We start from the raw sequence: 21,956 nt of genomic DNA, 5'->3' as shown, positions 1-21,956 counted from the left end.
GCGATATAAGACGGAGACTTTTGTGAGCTTGACGCAGCTTGACCGTGTTCCCATCCGCCGTGCACTGATCTCGGTTTACGACAAGACGGGGCTGGAGGAGCTAGCGAAAGGCCTGCATGCAGCAGGAGTCGCCATCGTCTCCACCGGTTCCACCGCGAAGAAGATCGCCGCAGCCGGTATTCCGGTCAAGGAAGTCGAAGAAGTCACCGGCTCTCCGGAGATGCTCGATGGCCGGGTCAAGACCCTGCACCCCCGCGTGCACGGCGGCATCCTGGCCGATCGCCGCGTTCCTGCCCACATGGAAACGCTCGCCAAGATGGAGATCGAGCCTTTCGACCTCGTCGTGGTCAACCTCTACCCGTTCGTGGAGACAGTCCGCTCCGGCGCTGCCCAGGACGACGTCGTCGAGCAGATCGACATCGGTGGCCCCGCCATGGTGCGTTCGGCCGCCAAGAACCATGCCGCCGTCGCGATCGTTGTTGACCCGAACTTCTACGGCGCCGTGGTGGAAGCCGCCGCTGCTGGTGGCTTCGACCTGAAGACGCGCCGCCGCCTGGCCGCGAAGGCCTTCGCGCACACCGCGACGTACGACACCGCCGTTGCCACCTGGACTGCCAACCAGTTCCTCGACGAAGACGGCGACGGCGTCATCGACTGGCCCGCTTACGCCGGCCTCGCCCTTGAGCGCTCTGAGGTGCTGCGCTACGGCGAAAACCCGCACCAGCAGGCCGCCCTGTACGTGGACAAGGCTGCGCCCGCCGGCATCGCCCAGGCAGACCAGCTGCACGGCAAGGCCATGAGCTACAACAACTTCGTCGACGCCGACGCCGCACTCCGCGCCGCGTTCGACTTCTCCGAGCCCGCTGTCGCCATCATCAAACACGCCAACCCCTGCGGTGTGGCCGTTGGTTCCGCAGATGCCGCCGACCCCATCGCCGACGCTCACGCCAAGGCCCACGCTTGCGATCCGGTGTCCGCTTTTGGCGGCGTCATCGCCGCCAACAGCATCGTCACGGCGGGAATGGCCAAGACCGTGGCCGGAATCTTCACCGAGGTTGTGATCGCCCCGGGGTTCGAGCCGGAAGCCGTTGAGATCCTGTCCAAGAAGAAGAACATCCGCCTGCTGGCCCTCCCGGACGGCTACGGCCGCTACCCGACGGAAATCCGCCAGGTCTCGGGCGGCGTCCTCGTCCAGCAAGCCGACAAGGTGGACGCCGACGGCGACAACCCCGCCAACTGGACCCTCGCCGCCGGCGAAGCCGCCGACGAGGCCACGCTGGCCGACCTCGCGTTCGCTTGGACCGCTTGTCGCGCCGCCAAGTCCAACGCGATCCTCCTCGCCAACAACGGAGCGGCAGTTGGCATCGGCATGGGCCAGGTCAACCGCCTGGACTCGTGCAAACTGGCCGTCGAGCGCGCCAACACCTTGGGCGTTCAGGTGGAGTCCGACGGTGCTATTGGGGGCGATGCCCCCGGCGGTGCCTCAAACGTCGGGACGACAGAATCAGACGCGAGCAGCGCTCCCGAGCGTGCCCGCGGTGCCGTGGCCGCTTCCGACGCGTTCTTCCCGTTCGCCGATGGCCTGCAGATCCTGATCGACGCCGGCGTCCGCGCCGTCGTGCAGCCTGGCGGTTCAGTGCGCGATGAGGAAGTCATTGCCGCGGCCAACGACGCCGGCATCACGATGTACTTCACCGGAGCACGGCACTTCTTCCACTAGGTCCGGGCTTTCACTAGGTCCACTCGCTTCACGAGGTCCACTTGCTTCGCGAGGTCCACTTGCTTCACCAAAAATGGACATGTCCCCCGTTCCCGGGTGGACATGTCCATTTTTCGTGTTCATGACCGGGCATATTCGCAATATGTCCAGCCCTGGGAGCGAACAGGGGGCATGCCCGGGGGAGAGGGGGGAGGCTAGGGGGCCGTGGACGCGGTCTGGTACGTGCCTTGGATGACCTTGCCCCAGTACGGGCCGTACATGTTGCTGGAGTTGCTTCCGTAGCCGTAGCTGTTCACCGAGTTCTGGTACCCGCTGGAACTGGTTCCAATGAACCACGGGCCCCCAGAAGAACCGCCCGTCATGTTGCAGGGGATCCCCTGGGTGTTGTACTGGGGGTTGTTGGGATCATTGGCGGCCGTGCCGGAGCAGCTCTTGAGTGATTCTCCGGTGAACGGCGATGCTGCAGGGTAGCCGAACGACTTGTACGCCAGTCCTCGTGCGGCGTTGAACTGGACCCCTGAGGCGCCCACTACGTCCGAGAGCTTCTGGCCATTGAGGGTGTTCATCACGGCGAAACCGGTGTCGTACTGGATATTTCCATTCGAGGACCATTGGCTGGTTGTGTAGAGCGCCTTGGCCGTCCACTTGCCGTAGGGCGCGGCGCCGTCCAGGAAGGCGGGAACGAACGTGAAGTTGCTTGCGAACGCTCCGGGGCCTTCGTTCAGGCAATGGCCTGCGGTGGACACCGTGCTCTGGTTGGCCGAGGTGACGGAATTGCCGGAGCAGACATAGTTCACCCCGCCGAGTGTGAAGAACACCTTCCCGATGTGCGAAACGGACGACTCACTTGCGTTCGTTTCGCGGTCCACGGCCGGGGACGGCGCTGCCGGGCTGGCGGCTTTCTGGCCTTCGATTGTGGTCAGGGCACTCCCCAAGCCGGAAAATACCTGCTCGGGAGAAACCGGGAGGTCGGAACGGCCCACTGCGGCCTGTGCCCGCGTGAGCGCCTTGCTCGCGAGAACGTCGCCGGAGACGGCGTTCTTCATCCGTTCAGGAGTCCAAAAGTCAGCGGTGTTGGCGTCCGACGCCGAATTGCTGCTGACGGTCGACGCATCGGCGCCATTGTTCATGGACGGAGCCGCCGTGGCCCCGCTGCCGGCGCCCAGTGCGAGTAAGGCGGCGGCAGTGAGGCTCAGCAGGCTTGTGGCCAGGGTCTTCGTTCTCGTCACAGTTGTCCTAGATATCGAGGGGAAGGCGGTCGGTTGGTGGTGGCCGCCGACTGACGGAACCGAAACTACCCAAGCCATGACAAGCATGTAAAGAGATTGTGAAACTTTTGTGAGATTTGACTTTCGTTTTGACAAGATGCGAATTCTGCCCTATTTCCGAGTAGCCGGAGGACCTAGGACGCGGACGCCGACTCGTAGGCTTCCCGGATGACGGAGCCCCAATAAGGCCCGTAGATCACAGCCGGGCCGCCGGGGTAGCCGTAGCTCGTAATGGAGTTTTGGTAGGAATCCCGGCCTGAGTCCACCATCCATGGTCCGCCTGATGATCCGCCCGTCATATCGCAGGGAATGCCCTGCGCCTTGAACTGTGGATTGATCGGATCCTTGGTGGCGTCACCCGAACAGCTCTTCAGCGATTGCCCGTCGAACGGCGGGGCGGCAGGGTAGCCGAACGCTTGGTAGCTGAGCCCCCGGTCCTGGTTGAACTCGACGCCGGACGCGCCGACGACGTCGGCCAAGTGCTTGCCGTTCACCGTGGCAGTGACTGCGAAGCCCGTGTCATAGCGGATGTCGCCCGCGGTGCGCCACTGGGGTGTGGTGTAGAGGGCTTTGGCAGGCCAAATGCCGTAAGGGGCCTTGCCGTTGAGATAAGCCGGAACGAAGACGAAGTTCTTCACGAATGCGCCAGGACCCTCATTGACGCAGTGGCCCGCGGTCGCCACGGTGCTGTCGTTGTCCGACACCACCACGTTGCCGGAGCAGACGTAGGCGAAGGCACCCATGGTGAAGAAGACCTTGCCGACGTGGTCAATGGGGTCTTCGTCTTGGTGCAGGCTCGCGCTGCCGCCTTTGGCGCTGGAGATTTTCACTGGCGGTCCGGTTTCGACCGTGCCGTTGGCGGTGCTGGAGGTGCCACCTCGTGCGAGGGCTTTGCCAGCTAGGACATCGCCAGGAATTGCCGCTTGCATCCGTTCGGGAGTCCAGTACCCCGTGGGGTCGGTGTTTGTTGTCGCCAAGCTGACGAGCTGCTGCGTCCCAGGCGCTGCGAAGCTCGAAACCGCGGTGAAAGGCGTTGCGGCTGCCGCCCCTCCAGCGGCACAGAGGGTCAAAACGGCGGAGGTAAGGAGGCTCAGGAGACCAGTGATGGGGAGTGATTTCTTTGTCATGATTGTCCTGCCAATCGTTTGGCGGCCACGTGTCGTCGGCCACAGTTTGACCCCATGAACCTACTCCGATTTGGCGCGGAGGTACATAAGGTGCGGCGGGGTATGACGTAGCACAGCTCGAACGGGGCCGTCCCGGTACGCGGCAATCCGGCCCCCTCAGGTAAGTTAGAGATGTTGAAATCTGCAGACTTTCAGGGAGATGCCCCGCCAATGGCAAAGATTATCTATACCCACACTGACGAAGCGCCGATGCTGGCGACGTACTCATTCCTGCCGATTGTGGAAGCTTTCGCCTCGACGGCCGGCGTTGAGGTCGAGACCCGCGACATTTCGCTGGCCGGCCGAATCATCGCCGTCTTCGGTGACTACCTGACTGAAGAGCAGCGCATCAGTGACGCGCTGGCCGAACTGGGTGAACTGGCAAAGAAGCCCGAAGCAAACATCATCAAGCTCCCCAACATCAGCGCGTCCGTCCCGCAGCTGAAGGCAGCCGTTGCCGAACTGCAGGGGCAGGGCTACGCACTTCCGGACTACCCGGACAACCCCTCCTCCGACGAAGAGACGGACATCCGCTCGCGTTACGACAAGATCAAGGGCTCGGCCGTGAACCCGGTCCTGCGTGAAGGCAACTCGGACCGTCGCGCGCCCCTGTCGGTGAAGAACTACGCCCGCCAGAATCCGCACTCCATGGGTGCCTGGAGCGCGGACTCCAAGACCAACGTCGCTCACATGACGGAGAACGACTTCCGCTCCAACGAGAAGTCCGTGGTCATCCCCGCCGATGACGCCGTCAAGATCCAAATTGTCCGCGAAGACGGCACCGTCAAGGTCCTCAAGCCGGCCTTCCCCGTCCTCGCCGGTGAAGTAGTGGATGGCACAGTTCTGCGCGCCGCGGCCTTGGACGAGTTCCTGGCTGCCCAGGTGGTCCGCGCCAAGGAAGAAGGCGTGCTGTTCTCGGCACACCTGAAGGCCACCATGATGAAGGTCTCCGATCCGATCATCTTCGGCCACGTCGTCAAGGCGTATTTCTCCGAGCTTTTCGACACCTACGGCAAGCAGATCGCTGCTGCCGGCCTGAGCGCCAACAACGGCCTCGCTTCCATCCTCAACGGCCTCGATGAACTCCCGGAGGACGTCCGCGAAGGCATCAAGGCGGCCATCAAGAAGGGCCTGGCAGACGGCCCGGCACTGGCCATGGTCGATTCCGACAAGGGCATCACCAACCTGCACGTTCCCAGCGACATCATTGTTGACGCTTCGATGCCGGCAATGATCCGCAGCTCCGGCCACATGTGGGGACCGGACGGCAAAGAAGGCGATACCCTCGCGGTCATCCCGGACAGCTGCTACGCGGATGTCTACCAAGTGGTCATCGATGACTGCCGTGCCCACGGCGCCTTCGATCCCACCACCATGGGTACGGTTCCGAACGTCGGCCTGATGGCACAAGCAGCTGAGGAATACGGCAGCCACAACAAGACCTTCGAGGTTGAGTATGCGGGCACCATGCAGCTTGTGGATTCCTCCGGAACCGTGCTGATCGAACACCAGGTCTCCCCGGGCGACATCTGGCGCGCCTGCCAGACCAAAGACGTGCCGATCCGCGACTGGGTCAAGTTGGCCGTCACCCGTGCCCGCGCCTCAAAGATGCCGGCTGTCTTCTGGCTCGACGAAACCCGCGCCCACGACGCCCAGCTAATCGCCAAGGTCAAGGAATACCTGAAGGACCACGACACCGAGGGCCTACAGATCGAAATCATGTCCCCGGAGAAGGCCACCGCGTTCACGCTGGAGCGGATCCGCAAGGGCGAAGACACCATCTCGGTGACTGGCAACGTGTTGCGTGACTACCTCACCGACCTGTTCCCGATCCTCGAACTTGGCACCAGCGCCAAGATGCTCTCCGTGGTCCCGCTGATCAATGGCGGCGGCCTCTTCGAGACCGGTGCCGGTGGATCGGCTCCGAAGCACGTCCAGCAGCTCCTGCAGGAAAACCACTTGCGCTGGGACAGCCTGGGCGAATTCCTCGCGCTGGCCGTTAGCTTCGAGCACCTTGCCACCACCACCGGCAATGCGCGGGCCCAGGTCCTCGCCGACACGCTGGACCGCGCAACGGGCACGTTCCTGCTGGACAACAAGTCCCCTAAGCGCAAGGTGGGCGAACTCGACAACCGAGGCAGCCACTACTACCTCGCCAAGTACTGGGCGCAGGAACTTGCCCAGCAGACCGACGACGCCGAGCTCGCCGCGGCGTTCTCCGCCGTTGCCGGGGCCCTGACGTCCAACGAGGAAACCATCATTGCCGAGATGCTCGGAGTCCAGGGTTCGCCTGTCGACATCGGCGGTTACTACCGCCCCGACGCCGCAAAGGCAGAGGCCGTGATGCGTCCTTCCGCAAAGCTCAACGAGGTTGTCGCCACGCTGAACTAAGCGTCCCACCCCACCCAACTAGCTCGCAGTTGTTGTCGTTTTGAGGGTTCATAACGACAACAACTGCGGGTCAGTTGCATTTAAGCGCGGCGGAAGCGGTGCGGCGCGTCGAGCCCGTCGACAAGATCGGCAAGTACTCGGCCGATAGCAGGGGTGAACTTGAATCCGTGCCCGGAGAACCCGGCCCCGACCACCAGCGGTCCAAAACGGTCGAGCACGAAGTCTTCGTTGGCCGTGCTCGTGTAGGTGCAGCTGATGGGAACCGCCGATTCGGCGTCGACCCCTGGCAGCCAATCACGAGCGTAGCGGCGGAGGGCCTCCAGCTGGACCGGCTCGGGTTGGAACGTGCGGGCATCAGGATCGGTAACCGGCCCTACGCCGTGCCAGCCCGCCTTGACCCCTTCGCCCGGCGTGAGCATCCCATAGACAGGGCTGTACCAATAGTCGTCACGGGGATCTCCGGGGTCCGGAGCGTGGTTGAAACTCGGCCAGGACTGGGAATCGTCGATGGGCGCGAAATGGGCAGGTTGCTCCTGGGTGACCACCAAACGGGGGAGCGGTACCTGCGCCCCGACAAGCTTGCTGGTCCAGGCGCCCGCCGTGATGACAGCCCGGCGCGCGGTGATCTCCAGCGAATCAGTCACGACGACGGCGCGATCCTCGCCGAGGACGCGGATCTCGCGAGCAGGGGTCGAATACTCGAAGCGGGCACCGTGTGCCTCGGCCGATGTGCGCAGGGCCCTGAGGGCCTCGCCCGCCCGCACCCGGCCCGATTCCGGCACGAAGAGGACATCGCTTCGGAACACCATGCCTGGCCAACGCTGTGACGCCTCCTTGGCGGAGATGAAATGGCTTGCGATGCCCCGCTCTGCGTGCGCGGTACGGACTTCCCGGAGCCGGGCAACATTTCCGTGGTTGGCCAGACCCACAAGATCCAACAATTGCGTGTCGGTCTCCTCTGCGAGCCCGTCCCAGAGGTCCCTCGCTTCGCTGACCAAGGCGAGATAGTCGTCCTCCGCGTAGGCCGTGTTGAAGTTGCGCGTGGCTCCGTGCGAAGCGCCCACATGGTGCCCCTCCTCAAACTGCTCAAGGAGGACCACCGATCGCCCCCTGAGTGCGAGCTGCCGCGCCGCAGCTGATCCCATTGCACCTCCGCCGACTACGACGACGTCAACATCCATCCTGGATTCACCCATCCTGTCCTGCGGCCTCCCATCGAGGTCCACTGCAGTTCCATTCTGCCGTGGACGGAGCGGCTGTTTTGAGCTGTGCCCAAGGCATGGAAGATTGGACCGGGTGAAATTCCTCCTTCCCTCGCAGATCTCATCCTCGCGTGGCATCGCGTTTCTGAGGATCGTGTTCGGCGGCCTTTTGCTGCTTCATGGGGTCCAGAAGCTGCTCGCGGGGCAGCCTGCGTTCGAGGCAACCATCGCCGCCATGGGTGTTCAAAAAGCGGAGCTGATGTCCTGGCTCGTCATCTGGGGCGAAACCGGTTTGGGCGCGCTTTTGGTGCTCGGCGCGCTGACCAGGGTGGCTGGCTTCCTGGCGGCCCTCATGTACGCAGGGATCTGGTTTGTCACCGAATCAGGCAAGCCATTGTTGAGCAATAGTCCCGGCATCAACGCGGAGCTGCTCATTCTGTATATCGCGTTGGCGTTGGCGTTTGCCTTCATCGGTTCCGGGGCGCTTTCGCTGGACCGGAAACTGTTTGCAGGGAAGCCAGCCCGGAAGTCACGGCGCTAGGCGCCCTAGCGTCGTCCGGCCTGGAGACCCGCGCGCGCCATGGCGTCCGCGTAGGAGCGGCCCATTTCTATCAGCCATTCGGTCTGGCGCTCCTTGGAACCTGCGAAGGCGCGCCCGTGCAGCGAACGGGCCTTGTAGACCTTCAGGCCGCGGCGCCAGATCAGCTGGTTGTCGGTCTTGAGGAGCATTTGCGCCAAGCGGTTGGCTTCCGTTCCGTGGGCGACGATCGCCGAGGCGCGTGGAACGAGTTTGAGGAAAGCGAGGAGCGGCTTGAGGCCGGCGGCGACCTGCTCCGGAGTCAGCTTTCCGTTCGCCTCGCCGGGAGTGAACCACGGGTGGGTGTTCCACGGCATCATCCATTCCGGGCGCAGGCCGAGTTGGAACTGCAGGCCCAGTAGCCGGGTGGCGGCGGCGTCGTCGCCGGCCCAGACAACGCCCCGCGAGGAGGCCTCGCTGGTGTTGGAAAACAGGGTGACAATCCGGCAGTCCTCCACGGAGTGCATCGGATCCACGTAGGGGACCTCAAAGCCCGGGCGGAGCTTGCGGAGGAACTCCACATGCGCGTTGACCGGGGCGATGTGCGGGGCGAAGAAGGGGCTGTCCGGAATCGAGGGAGTCATGGCTTCTTCGGCGGGAGCCGCTGCGGGAGCCGCTGCGGCGGCCGGCTCGAGGGCGGCGGGCTCGACGGCGGGCTCGACGACGGCCGGCTCGACGACGGTTACCGTCGGCGTCTCTTCGACGGCGGGAGCGGCACCAGGTTCCACCTTGCGGGTAACGACCGGGCTGGCCTTGGGCATCGAAATCGAGGAAGACTTCTTCGGCGCCGTCTTGACGGCGGCGGCCTTCGGAGCGTCTTTCCGGGCCGGAGCCTTCATTTCGGCCTTGGCCGGTGCGTCCAGGTCATCCTCGTCGTCGAACAAACCATCGAAGAGCTTGTCGAGTTCGTCGTAGCTGCTGCCGTAGTCGTCGTCGAGCTCGGGGCCGCGCCCGAAACCTTCCTCGTACCGCGAGTCCAGTTCGCTGCGGTAATCCTCGTCGTGTACCTCGAAAAAGTCCGGTTCGGCCAATGCGGTCATGAGAGCAGGGGTCTCCTGGGGTCGGGCAGGGGCCGGTATCGGGCGCGTGGGGGCACGTCCGTTCCGGACCAGTTGATGGGGGGCTCTCCCGGGGGCCGGGTTGAGCCTTTAGATCTTAGCAAGCCACAGGTGGTCTGGTGTCCTTCCGCCGTTCACCTGACGCGGTATGTCGCGCAGCCCCGGGGCGTGAAGGAACCGCGATGCGTCGAACATCACCCGGACGCGCCGCCGAGGGCGGGAGCAGAGACACGAGAAGGCGGTGGAATGAAGGAAGGAGTCCATTCCACCGCCCTTGTTCGGCGTCAGTTGTTCGGCGTCAGCACTCAGACATGGATGACGAATTGTGCAAGTGCCGCAGCTGCTATGAAACTTGCGGAGAATGTGATTGTCGCCACAATCACCGTGCGCCAGTTCAGGGTCTTCAGCGCGTTGATGTCGCGCCCGACGTTCAGGCCGAGCAAGGCGATCGAGCCAAGGCCCACGTAGAGCGGGTCAAGGTTGTGGGTGAAGGAGACAATCATGCCACTGAACGGCAGGATCGGAGCCGTCGCCAAGGTGGCGAGTGCAAGGACCCATACGCTCGACGGCACGGCCGGGACGTATTTTGCGAGTACGAATGCCAGAGCGGTAAGGAGGCCAAGGATCACCACGCCAATGACGTCATTGACGCTTATGGACTTGGTGCCCAAGGCGTTGAGGACCACGCCTGCGGCGATGCTTGCAACGAAAGCGATGATCCATGTTGAAGGCTTCGTGCGCACCTCGGGGTCCTGGAGCACAGCCGAAACGTCCACCTTGTTTCGGGCCTGTGGCCTGCGCAGCTTCGCGGCAACAGCGTTCCCGTGGCGGTCAAGACGCTTGCCCTCGTCATCGCGGCGGAAGAGGCGCGCCCAGAACTTGTAGAGCCGCAAGGACATCGGCAACGAAAGGAAGGCCCCGGCGTAGAAGCCCACAAGGTTCGTCACCAGGTTCGACAGGGCCGCCAGCGCCATGATCTCCGGTGCTTGCCCCGGATAAAGGATGGACAGGGCCGCCACGCCGCCAAGCATCATGGATCCCGAGCCGAGGCCCAGGCCCAGCGCCAGTGCAAGCGGGTCGAAAATACCCATCCCGCCGAGCAGTCCGGCCAGCAGGGAGATGAAGACTGCACCGAAGACGCTGCCCAGAAGCCACACGGAGAACACGCCGCGGTAGACCGGGGATTTCACGCCAAAGCGTTGCAATGCGTAGGCCAAGTAGGATTCGCGGTCGATTGCCCAAGTGGCACCGATCGCCGTGCGGCCCATGCCCAGCGCGACGCCGACCGGCAGGGCGATGATGACCGTTCCGAAGATGTGGCCTACTTCCTGGAGCAGAATGGCCGGGCCGAGCGAGGTCAGCTTGGCGAAAGAAGGTCCCACCTGGGTGCCGAGGGCCCCCAGGAACATGACGATGCTGACGTTGAGCAATACCGAGGCCACGGCACGGCTTTGGCCGGACATGGGGCGCACCTGATGGACGCCGATGACGGCGCCCATCAGCACTGCCCACAAGACGGGCATGAGCACGATAGCGGCGTTTCCCAGGGGAATCTTGTGCGTTCCGGCCAGGATGGCCACGGCGCAGACGGCAGTGGACAGCAGGATCATCGATCCCCATTGCCGTGCGGTCGGGGTGAAGAGGCGGACCGGTCCGTGATCGACATTGACTACGGGCGTATCCACCTCCGGAGTGGTTGTGGATTGGTTCTTCATTGTTGTGCACCCTTCGTGTGCTGCAGTGGCGAAGACGGAGCCGCCCGCGCCATTTGGTATACCAAAGATGGTAAGGTGGATCACATCGCAATGCAAGACATGTCACAAATGCCGCTCATAATCCTGTAATTGAAGGCGTCCATATGCTTGGCCAACTTCGAACTTGATCTGCGGCCATCTGACCTGGGATACCAAATTTGGAGGGTTTATGATCACTCAGCTTTCTGCCCGGTACGTCCTTGGCTATGACGGGACGAGGCACGTGATGCACAAGGATGGGCAGGTCGTGATGCGGGACGACGAGATCGTCTATGTCGGTACCGACTACACGGGGCCCGTTGACGAACGCCGGGACTTTGGACAGAGCCTCATCACGCCTGGCCTCATCGATCTTGATGCCCTGACGGACATTGATCACATGATCTTCGACTCCTGGCCCACGGACGAGACCGCCCCGGGCTTGCAATGGTCCGAGGACTACTTCCACAACCGCCGGCGCGATGTCTTCACCGCGGCGCAGCGCCAGAGCGTGCGAAAGTTCGCACTGGCGCAGCTGGCCTTGCACGGCGTGACCACTTACATGCCGATTGCTTCGGAGATCCACAGCTCATGGGCTGAAACCTTCGAAGAACTCAAAGGGATGGCGCAGTCCAGCATCGAGCTCGGCCTGCGCGGTTTCCTGGGCCCCGCGTACCGCTCGGGGATCAACGTCACCGACGACGACGGCCAACGCGTGATCCTCTTCGACGAGGAGGAGGGACATAAAGGATTCGCCGACGCCGCACGGTTCCTCGACTACGCCGACGAGCTAGGGCATCCGTTGCTTACCGGTGTCCTGCTGCCGTGCCGAATCGAGACACTTTCGGACGAACTGATGCGCCGGACTGCTGAGCTGGCCACCGAACGCAACGCATTGGTCCGCCTCCATTGCCTCCAGGGGGCGAATGAAGACGGGTTCCTCGTCAAGCTCACCGGGCGCACCGTCCTGGAGCAGCTCGCGGATTCCGGCCTGCTGGACACACGGCTCCTTATCCCGCATGGGGTTGTCATCGACGGCACCGACCCGTCCTCCGGCGCACAGGGCGGCCCGTTGGATGTGCTGGCCCGGCATGACGTCAGCATCATCCACTGCCCCCTGACGTCGTTCCACTACTCAGGCATGCTCAAGTCCTTTGACGCCTTCGCGGCTGCCGGAGTCAACATGTGTCTGGGAACCGATTCGTTCCCGCCGGACCTGATCAAGGGCATCGATATCGGCACGCACCTAGCGCGCATCGCGGAGGGTCGGCGGGACGCCGGCACGGTGTCGGCGTTCTTCGACGCTGCCACTTTGGGTGGTGCCAAGGCATTGGGCCGCGACGACCTGGGACGCCTGTGTCCGGGCGCCCAAGCAGACATCATGGTCGCCTCACTGGGGGACTTCCGTGATGGGGTCGTGGAAGATCCATTGCGCACGCTAATCCTCAACGGTTCGGCACGCAATGTCACCGACACGTACGTTGCAGGCCGCCCCGTAGTTGTTGGCGGCTCCCTCCCGGGCATCGAACTGGATGAACTGCGCGGGGAGGGTCAGCAGCTTTTTGGACAGGTGGTGGAAGCCTACGGCGAACGCGACTACCGGCGGCGCAATGCGTCCGAGCTGTTTCCCCCGGTCTACGCCCCGGCGTCGGTTCGGATCCATGGCACGACGGCGTAACGCACCGAAGGGTGGGATCTCTCCGTGGTTCCACGCATGAGCTCCTCCGCGGGGCTGTTTGCCCTGCGGAGGAGCCCGGAGCGGGCTACATCCAATGCGGTGGAGAAGCCCAAGCCAGTGATTATGCGGGAATTGTTGCCCGGATCTTCCGGCTACCTACCATCACGATGAGGCCAAGCAACAGCAGCGCTGCCGCGAACAGCAACCACAGGCCATTGAAGCCGGTGCTTGCAAGAAGGGCCGTTCCAGCCCCAACAGCAACCGCTGCACTGGCAGAGGCCGCATTGGCTTGTGCGGCAGTTCCGGATGCGATTGCCGACGGCGTCTCAACCGAAGGAGCGGCTGCAGCCGGATCGACGAAGCCCTGGGAACCGATCGGCTGGTTCACGACGGGCGGGGTGACTGTCGACGGGTTCGTGGCGCCAGAAGGCAGACCCAAACCTACCGACGCGGTGTCGATCATCAGCGGAAGACCCAAGGCTGAGATGAGGCCGGTCCCCGAGAGGCTGCCTGTACCTGTCGGCGTGGTGCCAAGCAGGTTGACCGAGGTGTCACCCACGGTGGCCAGTCCGGTTACTGGCGCCGCGACCCCGGTGCCTCCGGTGGTGCCTGCAGGCGTCGTGCTGAGGACGTTGACCGAGGTGTCACCGACGGTGACAGGAGCGGTTACTGGCGCCGCGACGCCGGCGCCTCCGGTGGTGCCGCCTCCGGTCGTGCCGGTCGGCGTCGTGCTGAGGACGTTGACCGAGGTGTCACCGACGGTGACAGGAGCGGTTACCGGTGCCGCGACGCCGGTGCCTCCGGTCGTACCGCCTCCGGTCGTGCCGGTCGGCGTCGTGCTGAGGACGTTGACCGAGGTGTCACCCACGGTGACAGGAGCGGTTACCGGTGCCGCGACGCCGGTGCCTCCGGTCGTACCGCCTGCCGGTGCGGTTCCGGTCGGCGTCGTGCTGAGGACGTTGACCGAGGTGTCACCCACGGTGACAGGAGCGGTTACAGGCGTGTTGACGGGAGCCGTCGCCTGGGCGCCAGGGGCCGTTCCAGGGGCGGAATTGCTCAGAACTGCCAGTGAGGTGGCTCCGATATCAACAGGGACCGATATCGGAGCCACCACCTGGGTTCCGGACGGGACGGCTGCTCCGCCGGAATTGATCGCCGGGGCCGGAACCGGGGCGAGTGCAGGGGTGGTGGTCGCGGCGCCCGAATTTCCAAGTATTGAGAGCGACGTCGACCCGAGGTTCACCGGAATGGATACCGGTGCAACGACTTGAGTGCCTGAGGCATTGCCTAGCGCACTTGTAGTGGTGTCTGCCGCGTTCGCGGCAGTTGCGCCGAGGGCTATCAACCCACCGGCAAAGAGGGTGCCAAGCAGCCCCTTGCGAATCATGCTGTGCATTATGTTGTTCTCCTGAACGAGTAGTTCCAAAAGGCGCATAGGAGCGCCCGGATCGGCCGTTTGCCGCGGCCCGGAATGAACTTCCGGGAAAGCGGCGGGGCTCGGAACTAGTCAGGTGAAGAACCCGGGTCAAACGACACCGGAGCCGGAACTCTGCCAGCAGCAGCTGTGGACACGAGGGTCCCAGTCAACGGGTAAGAAAGGTTCGTGCCTTGGAGCCACGCAGCGGCAGCCCCCGATGGATTGCTGGAAAGGACTGCAGATCCACTGACGGTGTCGCTGCCGCCTGGCGTACCGGGCGGGAATGTGCCGTCGGACCGGGACGCGGGAGAATCGTTGGAACCGCTAGTACCGCGGACTGCCGCCTTCGAAGGAGTCCCATTCAGGCCCGGCGGGCCACTGTAGCCAGCGAGGCTGAGCAGCGGAGCCGCGACATCCTGAGCCACCGTTGAAGGGACTCCGGCAGCGGGCTCAATTACATCGGGTCCCGCTGCAAGGGCCTCAACTATTCCGGTGACATCGGGGACGTGGATGGAAGGGACAGCTATCACTTGGACCGTGACCGGAAGGCCGCCGATCAAGGAACCGATGCCTGACCCAACCCCGTCAACCGCGCTCGCTGCCGGCGAGACAACGCTTGCACTCACGGCACCAACGGTCCCCTCAGGGAGGACTGCGCTGACCACGGGCGTGTTGGCCAGAAGCTGGTCGACGCTCCCGGTCAGCTGGGGAAGTGCGTTGACTACCGGGGGCGGCACCTGGACCGCTGGTAGCTGGACCCCGGGGACTGCAACGGATACTACGGCCGGGGCCGGCACGGATGCGACAACTGCCGCAACGGCATTGCCGGGGGTTCCGGGAAGTCCCTTGGCAGCGTTGTGTACAACGTTTGACACTGCGGAGCCCGCACCGCCCAAAAGGGTGTGGTTGTTGGTGTTCCCGGAATCAGCGTTGGCTGCCGTGGAGGAGAGGGCTATCCAAACGACGGCGCCGGCGCCGGCGAGCAGGACGGAGCGGAGAACATGAAGAACGCGCGGTTTGCCTTGCTCTGCTTCCATCTCGACACCCCCCAGCGTCAGCTTCGATAGGCGATCGCTCCCATCGTAGGCCTCGCTAGTTAACTAGTCCAGACGTTGGAGGACGGATTCGTCATTCAGTTCAGCGGGCGTCGTTGGCGTACCGGACTCCGAGCTGGGATCGCACCCCGTCGAAGAGGCGCATCGTGTTCAATGAATCGTCCAAGGGCATCACAGGACTTTCGGTCAGTCCTTGCTGAACACAGCGTGTAACCTCACGCAGCTCGTAGGTGTAGCCGATCCCTACCGCGTCGAAGCGTTCGGTCCGTGGTTCATCCCAGCCTGTTCGAATCAGAAGCTCGCGCGGATTGTTGATGGACCCCTGCGTCTGGAGGAAGCCCTTGGAGCCCGCAACGGACGCCGAGCGAGGACCATGGGCCAGCAACGAAGAGGTCAGTTGGGCGATGGCACCGCCGTCGTAAGCCAGCGTGAGCGCATTCTGGGAGTCGACGCCGTCGTCCGTCAAAGTACCCACTGCGCTGACTGACTGCGGGAAACCGAGGGTGCCCAAAGGCCACAGCAGAGCGTATACTGTGAGGTCCAAAAGTGCCCCGCCGCCGGCCGCCGGGGCCCAGATCCGGGCGGAAGGATCGTAGGGGGCAGGGAACCCAAGGTCGGCGCTGACCCACTTGATGTCGCCCAGTTCGCCCGACGCGGCAATGGCGAAAGCCCTCTGCATGCTGGGCAGGAACCGACTCCATACGGCTTCCATGAGGAACAATTTCCGTTCCCGGGCCAAAGCGACGAGCTCTGCCGCTTCACGGCCGTTGATGGTCAAGGACTTCTCGCACAGAATGTGCTTGCCCGCCTTGAGGGCCTCCCTGACGATCTCGAAATGCTGGGCATGCGGGGTGGCCACGTAGACCACGTCGACGGCGTCATCGCCGAGCAGACGCTGGTAGCCGGGCACGCCGCCGTCGTCCCCGTAGGACTTCGTGACCCCATGCGCGGCAGCAAAGGCGTCCGCCGATTCCTGGCGCCGCGAACTCACTGCGTAGTGGTTTGCGTCCTCGAGCTGGGCGAGGTCACTGCTCACGGTCTTAGCGATGCCTCCTGTGGCGATAATGCCCCAGTTCAGGGCCTTGCCGGTGGCTGCGCGGGGATCCTGGTTCGGCTGGCTGAACAACCATGGCTTGGCGATATGCAGACTCATGCGGCCTATCCTCTCATTCCGCCGCAAGCGTTATACGGCACACGCTCAAGTCACGGGCCATCTGAATTTCGTCGGAGCCATCGCCTAGGCTGATGGTCATCATCCCTCGCAGAGAGGCTCTGTGGGGAGTTACCGAATGGAGTAGGGATGGGTGTTTTTCGACGCGTCATTTTGCCTGTGGCATGGCTGCTGGTATTTGCAGTGATCGCCGTGGCCTTGGTGAAGATCGCCTTTGTGGATGGGCTAAAGCCGCAGGGTGCCGAGCCGGCCCCGATGGCCAGGGTGGAGACGCCTGTTGTGCCCGCGGCGCGCGCAACGGTCACCAATACTGTGCAGATCAAAGCCACCGTTCAGAGCGACCCCATTGTCGGTGTCCGCAGCACGGCGGCGGGAATGGTGGTCCACCTCTATGTGGAGCCGGGCGTTGCCGTGGCCAAGGGGGACCAGCTCTTCCAAGTCAAGTCCCAGCGGACCAAGCCTGCCAGCACCGGCACAACGCCCGGGGAGAAGACCACGTCGGAACCCGTGTACGTGTACACCGACGTGCTCGCCCCTGCCGCCGGAAAGCTCAATGAACTGACGGCCCTCCTTGACCAGCAGTTAAGCGTGGGCGAAGTTGTGGGCAAAGTCGATCCCGGGACCTTCACGGTGTCCGGCCCGGTCAACGCCGCCCAACAGTATCGGCTTCTTGCCAAGCCGAGCTCAGCGCAGATCTCGCTGGTGGGCGGGCCTGCTCCGTTCGGCTGCCCTGCAGTGACGCTGAAGAACAACGCCAACGACGCCGGAGCCACTGCCGGCGCGAACGGAACCGGCGGCGTGGGGATGGCCGTGCCAGGTGGCGGACTGTCGTTAGCCGCGGCTGGACCGGGTGGGGCAACGCAAAGTGACAGCGCGAGCACCGGGACGATCAGTTGTCCTGTGCCGGCCGGAACGGAAGTCTTCGCCGGCTTGGGAGCAACCATGACGGTGAGTGCGGGCGAAGCCAAGGACGTGGTGACAGTTCCCCTGACCTCGGTGAAGGGCAGCGTCAAAGAAGGCATTGTTTGGATGGCCGGCGCGGCTGCCGAGGGCAAAGCTCCGGAACAACGGCCTGTGAAGTTGGGTCTCAACGACGGTGACAAGGTGGAGGTGCTGTCCGGCCTCGCCGAAGGGGAACGGGTGCTTGAATTCGTTCCCGGCGCCCCGGCTGCTCCTTCCCAGCAAGGCTACGGGCCGGGCCCGGCGGCGTACCGTCCGGCGGGAGGCTAGGCATGGAAAGCCTCGTGAGTTTGCGCGGTGTCACGCGCACGGTGGTGCTGCCTGACGATCAGAAGCTTCATATCCTCCGCGGGATCGACCTTGAGATTTCCGCCGGCGACCACGCTGCGATCATCGGCCGCTCGGGCTGCGGGAAGTCAACGTTGCTGAACCTCCTGGGTCTGCTGGACGTGCCCACGTCCGGCGAAATCCAGTTTCTTGGCACGCCTGTGCTACAACTCGGTGGCGACGCGCGTGCACGGCTTCGAGGCACCATGGTGGGCTTCGTGTTCCAGCAATTCAACCTGCTCCCCGGCCGTAGCGCACTGGACAATGTCATCACGCCGCTCCTCTACGCCCGCGGCCGCGATTTCCTGCGACGCCGTGAACTGGCCATGGACATGCTGGACCGTGTGGGACTTGCCGGCCGCGCCCACACCATGCCGAACATGCTCTCGGGTGGTGAGCAGCAGAGGGTTGCCATCGCGCGGGCCTTGGTCCGGCGGCCCCGTCTGATCCTTGCCGACGAACCCACGGGCGCGCTCGATGTAGAGACCGGGCGAGCGGTCATGGCACTTCTGGACCAGGTGGCCACGGAGTCCGCCGCGGCACTCGTGACCATCACCCACGACAGCAATGTAGCTGCACTAGCACGGTCCCGCTTCCGTCTGGACTCTGGCGTTCTGCATCCCCTTGACGGCGAGTCGAACTCGGGGATCCCTTTGCCGGAACCGGCTTTGTCGGCACTGGCTTCGTCGGCTCCGGCGCTGTTCGGGCCCACATCCTCGGAGGTCGATCGATGATCGGTTTCATGTCAGCCATCGTGGAAGCCTGGCAGGAACTGCGGATCAACAAAGTCCGGATCCTGCTGGCTTTGCTGGGCGTAGCCTTGTCCGTCGCGGCGCTCACGTCCGTGGTAGGCGTCGGCAATCTTGCACGCGAAGGATTCAAAGCCTCGTCCGAGCGCACAGGAGGACGCTCAGCGACGCTCGGACTAGGGGTCAACGGTCCAACCCGGCCGGATCCAGGGCGTCTGGATGCGGCGTATCAGTCCATCGTTGACCGTTACGGCATTGCCTTCTCCTCGCACGAGGCCCACGCCGAGCAGCCGTTCCAGTTCCCTCGCGGTGTCCAGTCTGTTCAATTGATGGTGGTGGACCCCGGATATGGGGTCATTCACCGGCTGGAGGTACGGCAAGGGTCCTGGTTTGCCAGCGACGACGAACAGCGGCTGGCGCCCGCCGTCGTCGTCACTGAAGCGTTCTACAACGCGGCTGGGAGGCCTGACCTTGCCTTGCAACCCGGCATCAAGACCGCAGGCGAGCAGGAATCGAATGCAGTGATCATCGGCGTCGTGCCGGACACTCGGCCGGATGCACCCCCAGCGGCGTACATACTGTCGGGCGCTGCCAAGCAAATGGGAGTCAACCAGCTAGGTGGGCAGTTCAAAGTGTGGGTGCAGGACGGGCAAGCAGAAATGCTTTCGGCCGCCATCCAAGCCGATCTGGCGCAACAGTTCCCGGAAACGTACATCACGGCGCAGCGGATGGACTTTGCGGCACACGGAGATCCCCTGGCTCCGGTGCAGCTGGTGGTGGGCGGTATTGCAGGCCTGGTCCTCTTGTTGGGCGCGGTGGGGATGTTGAACATCTCGATGGTCACGGTCCGCTACCGGGTGCGGGAAATCGGTATTAGAAGGAGCTTTGGAGCGACCTCGGGGCGGATCTTCCTTGGCGTGATGATGGAGTCCGTCGTTGCCACCGCAGTGGCCGGGCTGGCCGGCGTCATGGTGGCCGTGGCGGTGGTCAAACACCCCTGGATCCAGTCAAAGGTTGCGCCAGCCCTCAGCCAGTACCCTCCGTTCCCCATCGAAGCGGCCATGCTCGGTTTCGGAGCAGCTGTGCTGGTGGGAGCGCTGGCCGGAGCAATCCCGGCACTTGTGGCGGTGCGCGTCAAGGTTATCGACGCGATTCGCTTCTAAGGAGCCGAGCTCGGCGCACCCGGAAAGAGGGCCGGGAACCTTGGGGTTCCCGGCCCTCCTTCCGTTGTTTGGAAAACGTGGTCAGGCCCCGGCAGCTACGCGTGGACGAACAGCTTCCTCGCTCAGTTTGCCCTGTTGCAACCTGAAGCGGCGCTCGGTCTTCTGAGCCAGGCTGCGGTCATGCGTTACCACCAGAATGGTGGTGTTGTGGTCCCGGCTCAAGGAACTGAGCAGTTCGATGATGTGCTCACCGGTCTGCTCATCAAGGTTGCCGGTGGGCTCGTCCGCAAGGATGAGCTTGGGCTCGTTGGCCAGCGCCCGGGCAATGGCAACCCGCTGCTGCTCACCGCCCGAGAGCTTGTTGATGCGACGGGACTGTTTCTCCGGATCCAGCTGCACCTGCTCCAGGAGGGACCGCGCCCGCTCCAACCGGGCCGCCTTCCGCATTCCGGCGAACTCCATAGGCAGCATCACGTTGTCCACTGCCGAGAGGTTGGGGATGAGGTTGAACTGCTGGAAAACGAAGCCGATGTCCCGGCGCCGGTATTCGGTGAGTTTGCCGGCGGGCAGCCCGGCCAGACTGACCCCGTCCACTACGACGTCCCCGCTGGTGGGCTTGTCCAAGGCGCCGAGCAGGGAGAGCAGGGTGCTCTTGCCGCTGCCGCTCTTTCCCACGATCGAGGCAAGGGTCCCCTTTTCGAGCTCGAAGCTCACGCCGTTGACGGGCTTGATGGTGCGGTCGCCGGATTTGAACTGGCGGACCAGGTCTTTGACTTCAATCATGGCTATTCTCCTCGGAGGACTTCGATGGGGCGGATGCGGGCTGTGAGCAGCGCTGGTACCAGGGCGCCCACGACGGCGACGCCGAAGACCGCGGCAATGCCGGCGGCAATGACGCCGGGGGAGGCGCTCGCCGTGACCGAGGTGAGCAGCTGGGAGGCTCCGCCGAACGGGTTTCCACCGGGACCGCCGAAGCCTCCGCCGCCGGGGCCGCGCTGGCTCGTGGCCGCCGTCGAGCTGTTCGAACTGATCAGTGCCGATGCGATGCCGCCGCTGGCGAAGGATGCGATGGCAGCGCCAACGACGCTGCCAAGCGCCACGAGGACGAGGGCTTCGAGCACGAACTGCAAGCCGATGGTGCGGTTGCGGGCGCCGATGGCCTTCAGGACTCCGATCTCACGGCGGCGCTCGCGGACCAGCATGACCATGATGAGCAGGATGATGAGGCCGGCCGTGCCGAGGGCCGCGATGAAGGCCACGAGTGAAATGTTCTTGACGCTGTCCAGGGAACTGACCGCGGTTTCGAGGTTCCGCTGGCCCTGCGTGACGTCGGCTTTACCCGAGCCCAGGGCGGTCTGCAGTGCTGTCTTGGCGGCATCCACGTTTGCCATGCTGTTGACCGTCACCACCATGCTGGAGAGCTCGCCGGGTGTTGCGGCGAGGGCCTGGGCTTCGGCGAGTGTCGTGTACACGGCGTTGTTGCCGAAAGTGGTGCCGGCGTCAAAAATGCCCGCCACCATGAACGTCGTGCCGGCGATGGTGAACGTTGAGCCGGCCTTGAGGTTGTTCTTTGTCGCGAGCGTCGTTCCGACGAGGGCCTTGGTGCCGGCCACCGTGTAGTCGCCCAGGCCCGTGCCGCTGGTGATGTTCAAGGCCTTGCCGGCGGTGTCCACCTCGGCGCCGATACCAGTGGCCGTGATGGGCAGCGAGAACGCCGGCGCGGTTCCGGTGCTGCCTGTTGGCGTGTTTCCCGATCCGGTGCTGCCGCTGGTGTTGTTGCGGTTGCCGAGCGTGCCGGCGTCGATGGCTGCCTGAAGGTTCGTGGTGACGCTCGTACCGCCGCCGGGGCCGCCGCCCGGTCCCGCTTGTTGCGTCGTGGTGCCGGTGGTGCCGGTGGTGGAGGCCGCCGATGCGGCCTCCAGCCGCAGCGCCTTGGTGCCCACCACGGAAACGACGTTCGGTACGGCTGCCGCCGTCGCGGTCTGGGCCGTGGTGAGCGGCTCGCCGCCGCCGTCGAAGCCCTGCGCCCCGGCGGGGTTCACAGTCAGGACTGTACCCACGGAGGCGTTGAGCTCCTGGACCTTGCCGCCAACGGCTTGGTTGGCCACGAGCATGGCCAGCGCCAGCCCGATCGCGACGGCAAGCACTGCCACTACAGCCGCGGTTCTTATCTTGTTGCGGAAGGCATTGCCTACACTCCGGGCGAGGACGCTCACGTTTCTCCTTCTGGACCTGGCCCGCCCCAGCGGCGCGCCTGCTCACCTAACAGTGCTCACCGCGGCTGTGCGGTTGTGCTGCTGTTGCTATGCGGGGCCTGTGAA

The 21,956-nt window shown here is 64.1% G+C and carries 17 protein-coding genes; 7 read left to right on the top strand and 10 right to left on the bottom strand.

Translation table 11 applies throughout. The features are described from left to right. The first annotated feature begins 22 nt into the window (after positions 1–22). The gene (gene purH, locus ACSVHC_RS05000; protein WP_437772825.1) at positions 23–1,720 is read left to right on the top strand and encodes a bifunctional phosphoribosylaminoimidazolecarboxamide formyltransferase/IMP cyclohydrolase; all 1,698 of its coding nucleotides are present in this window, start codon (positions 23–25) and stop codon (positions 1,718–1,720) included. A 194-nt stretch (positions 1,721–1,914) separates the two neighbouring features. Here the strand turns inward: purH and ACSVHC_RS04995 are convergent, their stop codons facing one another. Next, positions 1,915–2,949 carry a trypsin-like serine peptidase gene (locus ACSVHC_RS04995; RefSeq protein WP_439180627.1) on the bottom strand — a complete coding sequence of 345 codons (1,035 nt, stop codon included), beginning with the start codon at positions 2,947–2,949 and terminating at the stop codon, positions 1,915–1,917. A 173-nt stretch (positions 2,950–3,122) separates the two neighbouring features. Continuing rightward, positions 3,123–4,115 (bottom strand): trypsin-like serine peptidase, encoded by a 993-nt coding sequence (locus tag ACSVHC_RS04990; protein ID WP_437772827.1) that lies wholly within the window; start codon positions 4,113–4,115, stop codon positions 3,123–3,125. 210 nt (positions 4,116–4,325) lie between these two features. Between ACSVHC_RS04990 and ACSVHC_RS04985 the strand changes: the two genes are divergently transcribed. Beyond that, the gene (locus tag ACSVHC_RS04985; protein WP_437772828.1) at positions 4,326–6,545 is read left to right on the top strand and encodes an NADP-dependent isocitrate dehydrogenase; all 2,220 of its coding nucleotides are present in this window, start codon (positions 4,326–4,328) and stop codon (positions 6,543–6,545) included. Between the two features lie 80 nt (positions 6,546–6,625). Here the strand turns inward: ACSVHC_RS04985 and ACSVHC_RS04980 are convergent, their stop codons facing one another. Continuing rightward, positions 6,626–7,726, bottom strand: coding sequence for an FAD-dependent oxidoreductase (locus ACSVHC_RS04980; RefSeq protein WP_437773970.1), 1,101 nt, complete (start codon positions 7,724–7,726; stop codon positions 6,626–6,628). Between the two features lie 115 nt (positions 7,727–7,841). Here ACSVHC_RS04980 and ACSVHC_RS04975 point away from each other — a divergent pair, with 115 nt between their 5' ends. Beyond that, positions 7,842–8,288, top strand: a complete 447-nt coding sequence (locus tag ACSVHC_RS04975; RefSeq protein WP_437772829.1) for a DoxX family protein — start codon at positions 7,842–7,844, stop codon at positions 8,286–8,288. 5 nt (positions 8,289–8,293) lie between these two features. Here the strand turns inward: ACSVHC_RS04975 and ACSVHC_RS04970 are convergent, their stop codons facing one another. Together ACSVHC_RS04970 and ACSVHC_RS04965 are read right to left on the bottom strand one after the other, a co-directional pair. Then, a complete protein-coding gene (locus ACSVHC_RS04970) occupies positions 8,294–8,908 on the bottom strand; it encodes a uracil-DNA glycosylase family protein (RefSeq protein WP_437773971.1) in 615 nt (204 codons plus the stop codon). Between the two features lie 779 nt (positions 8,909–9,687). Then, the gene (locus tag ACSVHC_RS04965; RefSeq protein WP_439180626.1) at positions 9,688–11,097 is read right to left on the bottom strand and encodes a DUF3100 domain-containing protein; all 1,410 of its coding nucleotides are present in this window, start codon (positions 11,095–11,097) and stop codon (positions 9,688–9,690) included. Positions 11,098–11,305: 208 nt separating this feature from the next. Here ACSVHC_RS04965 and ACSVHC_RS04960 point away from each other — a divergent pair, with 208 nt between their 5' ends. Then, the gene (locus ACSVHC_RS04960; protein WP_437772831.1) at positions 11,306–12,793 is read left to right on the top strand and encodes a chlorohydrolase family protein; all 1,488 of its coding nucleotides are present in this window, start codon (positions 11,306–11,308) and stop codon (positions 12,791–12,793) included. A 121-nt stretch (positions 12,794–12,914) separates the two neighbouring features. Here ACSVHC_RS04960 and ACSVHC_RS04955 read toward each other — a convergent pair whose 3' ends face one another. The 3 genes from ACSVHC_RS04955 to ACSVHC_RS04945 all read right to left on the bottom strand — a co-directional run bounded on the left by ACSVHC_RS04955 (position 12,915) and on the right by ACSVHC_RS04945 (position 16,418). After that, positions 12,915–14,189, bottom strand: coding sequence for a hypothetical protein (locus ACSVHC_RS04955; protein WP_437772832.1), 1,275 nt, complete (start codon positions 14,187–14,189; stop codon positions 12,915–12,917). A 107-nt stretch (positions 14,190–14,296) separates the two neighbouring features. Next, the gene (locus ACSVHC_RS04950; protein ID WP_437772833.1) at positions 14,297–15,247 is read right to left on the bottom strand and encodes a hypothetical protein; all 951 of its coding nucleotides are present in this window, start codon (positions 15,245–15,247) and stop codon (positions 14,297–14,299) included. Positions 15,248–15,347: 100 nt separating this feature from the next. Then, positions 15,348–16,418 (bottom strand): Gfo/Idh/MocA family protein, encoded by a 1,071-nt coding sequence (locus tag ACSVHC_RS04945; RefSeq protein WP_437772834.1) that lies wholly within the window; start codon positions 16,416–16,418, stop codon positions 15,348–15,350. Positions 16,419–16,565: 147 nt separating this feature from the next. On the opposite strand from ACSVHC_RS04945, the gene ACSVHC_RS04940 reads away from it, so the two are divergent. Genes ACSVHC_RS04940 through ACSVHC_RS04930 form a run of 3 tightly spaced genes read left to right on the top strand, consistent with a single transcriptional unit; the run spans position 16,566 to position 19,635 of the window. Continuing rightward, on the top strand, positions 16,566–17,666 hold the full coding sequence (locus tag ACSVHC_RS04940) for an efflux RND transporter periplasmic adaptor subunit (RefSeq protein ID WP_437772835.1): 1,101 nt from the start codon (positions 16,566–16,568) through the stop codon (positions 17,664–17,666). 2 nt (positions 17,667–17,668) lie between these two features. Continuing rightward, the gene (locus tag ACSVHC_RS04935; RefSeq protein WP_437772836.1) at positions 17,669–18,457 is read left to right on the top strand and encodes an ABC transporter ATP-binding protein; all 789 of its coding nucleotides are present in this window, start codon (positions 17,669–17,671) and stop codon (positions 18,455–18,457) included. An 8-nt stretch (positions 18,458–18,465) separates the two neighbouring features. After that, on the top strand, positions 18,466–19,635 hold the full coding sequence (locus ACSVHC_RS04930) for an ABC transporter permease (protein WP_437772837.1): 1,170 nt from the start codon (positions 18,466–18,468) through the stop codon (positions 19,633–19,635). A gap of 81 nt (positions 19,636–19,716) precedes the next feature. On the opposite strand, the gene ACSVHC_RS04925 is transcribed toward ACSVHC_RS04930, so the two are convergent. Both ACSVHC_RS04925 and ACSVHC_RS04920 read right to left on the bottom strand, forming a co-directional pair. Beyond that, positions 19,717–20,418 carry an ABC transporter ATP-binding protein gene (locus tag ACSVHC_RS04925; protein WP_059388016.1) on the bottom strand — a complete coding sequence of 234 codons (702 nt, stop codon included), beginning with the start codon at positions 20,416–20,418 and terminating at the stop codon, positions 19,717–19,719. A gap of 2 nt (positions 20,419–20,420) precedes the next feature. Continuing rightward, entirely contained in the window at positions 20,421–21,851 is a 1,431-nt protein-coding gene (locus ACSVHC_RS04920; protein WP_437772838.1) for an ABC transporter permease, read from the bottom strand. Positions 21,852–21,956: the final 105 nt, after the last annotated feature.

Origin of the sequence: Arthrobacter sp. KNU-44 (assembly GCF_051843155.1) — a bacterium.
Lineage (GTDB): Bacteria > Actinomycetota > Actinomycetes > Actinomycetales > Micrococcaceae > Arthrobacter.
This window is presented reverse-complemented; position numbering and strand designations above follow the sequence as displayed.

Bases quoted from the DNA above. Each gene is read 5' to 3' on its own strand.
- ACSVHC_RS04980 (WP_437773970.1), bottom strand. From the start codon at position 7,726: ATGGATGTTGACGTCGTCGTAGTCGGCGGAGGTGCAATGGGATCAGCT.
- ACSVHC_RS04925 (WP_059388016.1), bottom strand. From the start codon at position 20,418: ATGATTGAAGTCAAAGACCTGGTCCGCCAGTTCAAATCCGGCGACCGC.
- ACSVHC_RS04935 (WP_437772836.1), top strand. From the start codon at position 17,669: ATGGAAAGCCTCGTGAGTTTGCGCGGTGTCACGCGCACGGTGGTGCTG.
- ACSVHC_RS04930 (WP_437772837.1), top strand. From the start codon at position 18,466: ATGTCAGCCATCGTGGAAGCCTGGCAGGAACTGCGGATCAACAAAGTC.
- ACSVHC_RS04960 (WP_437772831.1), top strand. From the start codon at position 11,306: ATGATCACTCAGCTTTCTGCCCGGTACGTCCTTGGCTATGACGGGACG.
- ACSVHC_RS04940 (WP_437772835.1), top strand. From the start codon at position 16,566: ATGGGTGTTTTTCGACGCGTCATTTTGCCTGTGGCATGGCTGCTGGTA.
- ACSVHC_RS04985 (WP_437772828.1), top strand. From the start codon at position 4,326: ATGGCAAAGATTATCTATACCCACACTGACGAAGCGCCGATGCTGGCG.
- ACSVHC_RS04955 (WP_437772832.1), bottom strand. From the start codon at position 14,189: ATGCACAGCATGATTCGCAAGGGGCTGCTTGGCACCCTCTTTGCCGGT.
- ACSVHC_RS04990 (WP_437772827.1), bottom strand. From the start codon at position 4,115: ATGACAAAGAAATCACTCCCCATCACTGGTCTCCTGAGCCTCCTTACC.
- ACSVHC_RS04970 (WP_437773971.1), bottom strand. From the start codon at position 8,908: ATGACTCCCTCGATTCCGGACAGCCCCTTCTTCGCCCCGCACATCGCC.
- ACSVHC_RS04965 (WP_439180626.1), bottom strand. From the start codon at position 11,097: ATGAAGAACCAATCCACAACCACTCCGGAGGTGGATACGCCCGTAGTC.
- ACSVHC_RS04950 (WP_437772833.1), bottom strand. From the start codon at position 15,247: ATGGAAGCAGAGCAAGGCAAACCGCGCGTTCTTCATGTTCTCCGCTCC.
- ACSVHC_RS04945 (WP_437772834.1), bottom strand. From the start codon at position 16,418: ATGAGTCTGCATATCGCCAAGCCATGGTTGTTCAGCCAGCCGAACCAG.